Consider the following 203-nt stretch of genomic DNA (forward strand, 5'->3'; position numbering starts at 1 on the left):
GGCAGCCGAAGTCCAAGCGCTTGGTGATCCGCTGGACGCCTGCCACCACCAACAGCGGCTACAAGGTCTACGGATCGACTACCGAGCCGACCAAAGCCAAACCCGGCCGCCTCATGATGACCACCGACGGTGCCGCCACGGGGGCCACCATCATGCTCAGATCCGGCAGCCTGACACCCGCCCAGGTCCGGTACGTCGTCGTG

1 protein-coding gene is annotated in these 203 nt (G+C 66.0%); it reads left to right on the top strand.

Annotated elements, in window-relative coordinates; all coding sequences use genetic code 11:
* Positions 1 to 23: 23 nt before the first annotated feature.
* Positions 24 to 203 (top strand): hypothetical protein (locus tag VR44_RS46770; RefSeq protein WP_211275239.1); only part of this gene is annotated, 180 nt, incomplete at its 3' end.

The sequence above is a fragment of the Streptomyces katrae genome (assembly GCF_000966975.1).
GTDB classification, from domain to species: Bacteria; Actinomycetota; Actinomycetes; order Streptomycetales; family Streptomycetaceae; genus Streptomyces; species Streptomyces katrae.